Source organism: Halalkalibacter alkaliphilus (assembly GCF_023555415.1).
GTDB lineage: Bacteria > Bacillota > Bacilli > Bacillales > Bacillaceae_D > Halalkalibacter > Halalkalibacter alkaliphilus.
This window is the reverse complement of record NZ_JAKRYL010000037.1, coordinates 20942-27215: the sequence shown is the minus strand read 5'-3', so window position 1 is coordinate 27215 and position 6274 is coordinate 20942. Positions and strand designations below refer to the sequence as shown.

Below are 6274 nucleotides of genomic sequence, written 5' to 3'. Positions count from 1 at the left end.
TTAAAAGGGAAAGAATTAATATAATTTTATATCCTTCAATATAAGTCGATATTAAAAAGCACTCTCAGTCAATTTCGAGTATAATATAGGCAGTTTGAGGTAATGTAATGTTCTAATATAGTTAATATAATGAAGATAGTTTCATTGGAAGGAATGAGTTATTTGAATGAAACGCTGATAGCCCATTACAGGATGCATGGTCAAAATGAGTATACGTTTGATTATCATTCACATCAAGAATATGAAATATATTTCTTTCATGCTGGAGCATGCAGGTACTTAATTCATAATCAAATTTATGACTTAAAACCAGGTGATTTGTTGTTAATGGATGGGATGACATTACATAAGCCGAATATTCGCCACAATAGTGAATACGTCCGTAGTGTAATACATTTTTCGCCACAATGGATTAAAGGTGTTCTAACTGAAATGGGAAGCATGTATTTGCTAGAATCATTTCAGAAATTACACCACTTCTTAATTCGGACGAATGAAAGCACTGAATCGAAACGGTTAGAAGAACTTTTTAGGCGACTAGACGAACTTATAAACCATTCAGACTCAAACACTATTCAGGTAGAAACTGAAATGAAAGTCCTGTTATTACAAGTTTTAATTATTGTTCATCGTCTCGGTCAAGTAGAATACACAATAACGCCTCATAAAAAAGTAGACAAGGCAGAGCATGCGGAAAATATCGCGGCTTATATTCAGCAATACTATATGAATAAATTGACGTTAGACACGATTGCAGAAGAACTTACATTAAGTAAATCTTATGTTTCACATGTTTTTAAAGAAATGACAGGGTTTACAGTTATGGAATATGTCATGGGTTGCCGGTTAACCCAAGTCAAATATTTGCTTGAGATGGAACCGGACAAGCCATTAAAAGACATCGCTTTTGAGTGTGGATTTGAAAGCGTTTCCCATTTTAGTCGGTACTTCAAAGAGAAAGTGGGGGTAACGGCGAAAGTGTATCGTCGTTCACGTCTTAAATAAATACTACCTACTGCTTGCATCAATAGGTAATTGCATGTTGAAGGAGGATCATTACTAATGAATAAAGATTTAAAAATTTCAGGTTTCTCAGATGAAATCTCATCTGATTTTGACACCCAACTTGAAGTCGTTTCTAAGTTAGGGATGAATTATATTTCGTTAAGAGGTATTGATGGAAAGAATATTGGTGATTTTACCGTTGATGAGGTGAAAAACAATGTTCTTCCGAGATTGCAAGAAAAAGAGATCAAGGTTTCTTCAATAGGTTCGCCGATTGGAAAAGTATTTATCAATGATGAAGAAGGATTTGAAAAGCAGAAGAAAATGTTACATTCGCTTAGCCAAATTGCTAATCTATTAAACTGTAAATATATTCGTATTTTTAGTTTTTATATTCCAAAAGGCGAGGATCCAGATCACTATAAAGAGGAAGTGATAAGCAAAATAAAAGAATTCACAGCTATCGCAAAGCAGTATGAAGTCGTCTTAGTCCATGAAAATGAAAAGGACATTTACGGTGATATCGCAAGACGTTGCCACGAAATTTTAACAGAGGTTAATTCGCCATGCTTTAAAGGGATTTTCGATTTTGCTAACTTTGTTCAATGTGGTGAAGATGCAAAGAGGTGTTACGGTTTACTGAAAAATGAGATTGTGTATATTCATATTAAAGATGCGGTTTCAACAGATAGCCAAAATGTTGTATGTGGTACGGGGGAAGGTAAGATTCCGGAAATACTAGCGCAGTTTATACGAAGTGGTTACAAAGGCTTTTTAACACTTGAACCGCATCTAGTATTATTCGATTCTTTGAAAGATTTAGAGCTTGAGGATGCTTCTGATGTAATTAAAGATAACAAAGGGCTTGATGGAGAAGGTGGATACAAACTTCAATATGAAGCTTTACTAGAAATTCTAAATAAAATTGAAAATGAGGAGGAGTAATTATGACAGTAAGGTTAGGGATTATCGGGATTGGTCAACAAGGTGGAGCTTACGCTGGATTTATCTCTGAAGGAAAAGTGAAAAATATGGTAATTGGTGCTATATGTGACATTGATCCAGAGAAGAAAGCAATGTGTGCAGAGAAGTATCCAGATGTACCATTTTTTGATAACTATATTGATATGCTTGAAAGCGGCAAGGTTGATGCTGTTGTTACAACAGTACCACATTACCTTCACCCAGAGATGGGAATTGAAGCATTAAAAAGAGATATTCATGCATTAGTTGAAAAACCAGCGGGAGTTTATACTAAGCAAGTAAAAGAATTAAATGAATTTGCTGCAACAAAACCAGATGTGACATTTGGTATTTTCTTTAATCAGAGAACCAATCCACTTTATCAAAAGTTGAAAGAACTTATTGACAATGATGAAATTGGCAAGATCCGTCGCACAAATTGGATTATTACGACTTGGTGGAGACCACAAGGTTATTACGATTCAAGTGCATGGAGAGCAACATGGGCTGGCGAAGGCGGTGGTGTTCTTGTGAACCAAGCGCCGCATCAAATCGATTTGCTTCAATGGATTTGCGGAGTGCCGAAAAAAGTTTATTCCAATGTGAAGTATGGTTATCAAAGAGATATCGCAGTTGAAGATGAAGTCACAACATTGCTGGATTACGGCAACGGTGCAACAGGTGTATTCATTACAGCAACGCATGACGTTCTTGGAACGGATCGTTTGGAAATTCTGGGTGACAAAGGAAAAATTGTGGTTGATGACAGCAAGAAAATCACGATCAAACGATTGAACACACCTGAATCTGAAATGAGTGCTACGATGTCTATGCAAGATGTAATGAAAATCTTCATGGGTGGCGACGTTTCAGATGTGTATAGCGAAGAAGTCCTTGAATTTGAAAGTGTATGGGGGGCTCAACATATCGCGGTGTTGGAAAACTTCGCTGCAAATATCGTGGATGGAACGCCTTTAATTGCACCAGGTAGTGATGGTATCCACGGAGTTGCATTAGCGAATGCGATTCATTTATCAAGCTGGTTAGGAAAAGAAGTAGAGCTTCCAATTGATGAAGAACTATATTTAGCTGAACTAAATAAAAAGATTGAAGAAGAAAAAAGTCTAGTAAACCAGTAGTGATAGAGAGGTGTAGTAAGGAGAAATCATCGAACTCATAGCCAGCTGGTTATGAGTTCATTTCAAAGGAGGTGGACGCATGTTAAAGGTAGCGGTCATTGGGCTTGGAGATATTTCGTCCATTCATATCCAGGCGATTCAAGCAAACTCAAATGTTGAATTAGTAGCCGTCTGTGATATAGATGAATCATTAAAAAATAAGGTGCCAAGTGCAAATTTTTATAGAAATTATCATGAGTTGCTAGAAAAAGAACCAGTCGATTGTGTCCATAACTGTTTGCCGCATTACCTTCATTATCCAGTAACAAAGGCTTGTATGGAGATGGGTATACATGTTTTTCAGGAAAAGCCTTTAGGTTTGAGCGCAGCTGAAGGGGAAAAGTTAGTTAGGTTAGAGGAAAGTAATAAAAGTGTTAAATTATGTGTGTGTCTTCAAAATAGATATAACGAATCTTTTGAAATGTTACAACAGATGGTTATGGACGGACAATACGGCCAATTAATTGGTTTAAAAGGGATCGTTCCTTGGTATAGACCAAAGTCTTATTATGACTCTAAACCGTGGCGTGGAAAAATAGAGTATGCGGGTGGAGGGGTTATGATTAACCAAGCTCTTCATACGTTAGATTTAATGCAATTAATCGGTGGTGAAATAGAGGAGATCAGAGGTTCAATAAGTCACTTATTAGATTACGGAATTGAAGTAGAAGACACAGCCACTGCGAATATTATGTTTAAAAATGGAGCAACAGGTTTATTTTATGCAACAAATGCTCATTCAGAGAATGCTAGTGTAGAGATTGAAGCAATTTTTGAAAAGGGAAGATTCACGATTAAAGACAGCAAACTATTGATGACAAGAGAAGATGGAATGATCGAAAAACTAGTGGAAGACACGAAGATGCCTGGAACTAAATTTTATTACGGTGCCAGTCACTCTAAATTAATAAGTCAGTTTTATTCGTGTGTTTTAAACAATTCGCAAGATTATGTTCATGCTAGGGATGCACTGACTTCAATGACAATGATCGATGCAATTCAAAGATCATCTGAGGAGAATAGAAAAATTAAACTGGAGGTATAACCTATGAAAAAAGGGAAAATGGGCGTTCAAATGATGATGCTTAAAGGAAAAGTGGAGGAACTAGGTGTTTATGAAACGATGAGAAAAATAAGCGAACTTGGCTATCGTGCAGTAGAGGTTTCACAAATTCCGATGACTGAAGAGAATGTATTGGCGTTAAAGAGAGCGAGTGCAGACTTTGATATTACCATTGCTGCCCTTTCGGCTGCTGTTGAGCCAATGTTACCTGGTGCACCTGGTGAAACATTGGTAAATGACTTTGAAAAGATTGTAAGCGATTGCGAGGCGTTAGGGTGTAACTACTTACGTATTGGAATGATGCCATTAAACAGAATGGGTAGTAAAGAACAAATTATGGAGTTCATTAGCAAAGCTGAAGAAATGGCAGATAGATTAGCAGAGCATAGTATTGAATTATATTATCATACGCATCATCTTGAATTTCAAAAATTTGATGGTGAGTACTTATTAGATATCATGAAAAACAATACTTCAAAATTAGGTTTTGAATTAGATGTTCACTGGATTCAAAGAGCTGGAGTAAACCCCGTTGAGTTTATTAAGGAATATGCCGGACGTATTTCTTTATTACACTTGAAAGATTATCGCATAGGTCAAATGGATTTAAGTGAAGTAGATTTTAAAGATATGGCTAAATTCATGCATATCTTTACGAATACGATTGAATTTGCTGAAATCGGTGAAGGAAATCTTGATATGAAAGCTATTATTGAATCTGGTCTTGAAAGTGGTGCCCAGTACTTCTTAGTAGAGCAAGATCAAGTGTACGGACGTGATCCGTTTGATTGTCTACAAACGTCTGCTGAGAACCTAAGAAAGCTTGGCTATGCTGATTGGTTTTAGATAAGAGGATAAAACAGAGAAGACTGGTAGCTTCTAACTTAGAATATTTTAGGGAAAAAAGGCTTGATTTAGATAAGCGCTTACAATTATAATGCAATTAACCGACGATTAATTTGTTTAATAAACAAATATATAGTTGTGATTAAACGGTCATGCCTTAAAAAATTAAAGGGGGAGATTAGGTTGAGGAAAAAGGTAATATCATTATTTGCAACAACGTTTCTAGCTGTGGGTGTATTAGCGGCTTGTGGCAGCAGTGACACTGGTACTTCAGAGGGGGTAAATGATTCGGGAGTTGCTAGAGAAACTGTAACATTAAAACTAGCTGAAAATCAGCCGGAAGATTATCCAACAACAATTGGTGCGAAAGAATTTGCTAGATTAGTAGAAGAAAAAACAGATGGACGCTATAAAATTGAAGTATATGCTGGTGGACAACTAGGTGATGAAAGAAGTGTCATTGAACAATTGCAGTTAGGTACAATCGACTTGACACGAGTTAATGCTATTCCACTAAGTGAATTTTCAGATGATATCGGTGTCTTAGCTATGCCTTATTTATTTGAAGATGAAGATCAGAAGTGGGATATATTAAATGGAGAGATTGGTCAAGATCTCTTAGAAACATTTGAAGGATCAAGCTTAGTAGGTCTTTCGTTTTATGACTCTGGGGAAAGAAGCTTTTACAACACTCAACGCCCAGTAACAACTCCAGAAGACATAGCAGGATTACAAATCCGTGTTCAACAATCAGATTTAGCCATTGATATTATCAATTCTTTAGGAGCATCTGCTACTCCTATGGAATATGGCGAGGTATATTCGGCCTTACAAACTGGGGTAATTGATGGGGCAGAGAACAACTTCCCAAGTTATTTTACATCTAACCACTTCGAAGTGGCTAAATATTTTACTGTCAATGGATATCAAGGTGTACCTGAAATACTGCTAAGTTCAGAGAAACTTTGGAATGAATTGAGTGCAGAAGACCAAGAAATATTTAGGGAAGCGGCTTTGGAATCTGTTTCTGTACAACGTGAGGCATGGGCGAATTTAGTAGAAGAAGCTCAGAAGGCAGTTGTCGAAAATGGAAGTGAACTCGTTGAAATTGATGATTTGACACCTTGGAGAGAAGCTGTACAGCCAGTGTACGATAAATATGGTGAACAGTTTGCAGAATGGCTCGATCGAATTAATAATAATTAGTATTTGATAATGG

The 6274-nt window shown here is 36.6% G+C and carries 6 protein-coding genes; all 6 read left to right on the top strand.

Translation table 11 applies throughout. The features are described from left to right. Positions 1–162 precede the first annotated feature (162 nt). On the top strand, positions 163–1005 hold the full coding sequence (locus tag MF646_RS21660; RefSeq protein WP_250098583.1) for an AraC family transcriptional regulator: 843 nt from the start codon (positions 163–165) through the stop codon (positions 1003–1005). 57 nt (positions 1006–1062) lie between these two features. Further along, complete coding sequence (locus MF646_RS21655; RefSeq protein ID WP_250098582.1) at positions 1063–1950, top strand: sugar phosphate isomerase/epimerase family protein; 888 nt, start codon at positions 1063–1065, stop codon at positions 1948–1950. After that, positions 1950–3107, top strand: a complete 1158-nt coding sequence (locus MF646_RS21650) for a Gfo/Idh/MocA family protein (protein ID WP_250098586.1) — start codon at positions 1950–1952, stop codon at positions 3105–3107. The genes MF646_RS21655 and MF646_RS21650 overlap by 1 nt, the downstream gene beginning before the upstream one ends. A 79-nt stretch (positions 3108–3186) precedes the next feature. Next, the gene (locus MF646_RS21645; protein WP_250098581.1) at positions 3187–4191 is read left to right on the top strand and encodes a Gfo/Idh/MocA family protein; all 1005 of its coding nucleotides are present in this window, start codon (positions 3187–3189) and stop codon (positions 4189–4191) included. Positions 4192–4194: 3 nt separating this feature from the next. Next, positions 4195–5055, top strand: a complete 861-nt coding sequence (locus MF646_RS21640; RefSeq protein WP_250098580.1) for a sugar phosphate isomerase/epimerase family protein — start codon at positions 4195–4197, stop codon at positions 5053–5055. A 183-nt stretch (positions 5056–5238) separates the two neighbouring features. Next, positions 5239–6261, top strand: coding sequence for a TRAP transporter substrate-binding protein (locus tag MF646_RS21635; protein ID WP_250098579.1), 1023 nt, complete (start codon positions 5239–5241; stop codon positions 6259–6261). The last annotated feature ends 13 nt before the right edge of the window (positions 6262–6274 follow it).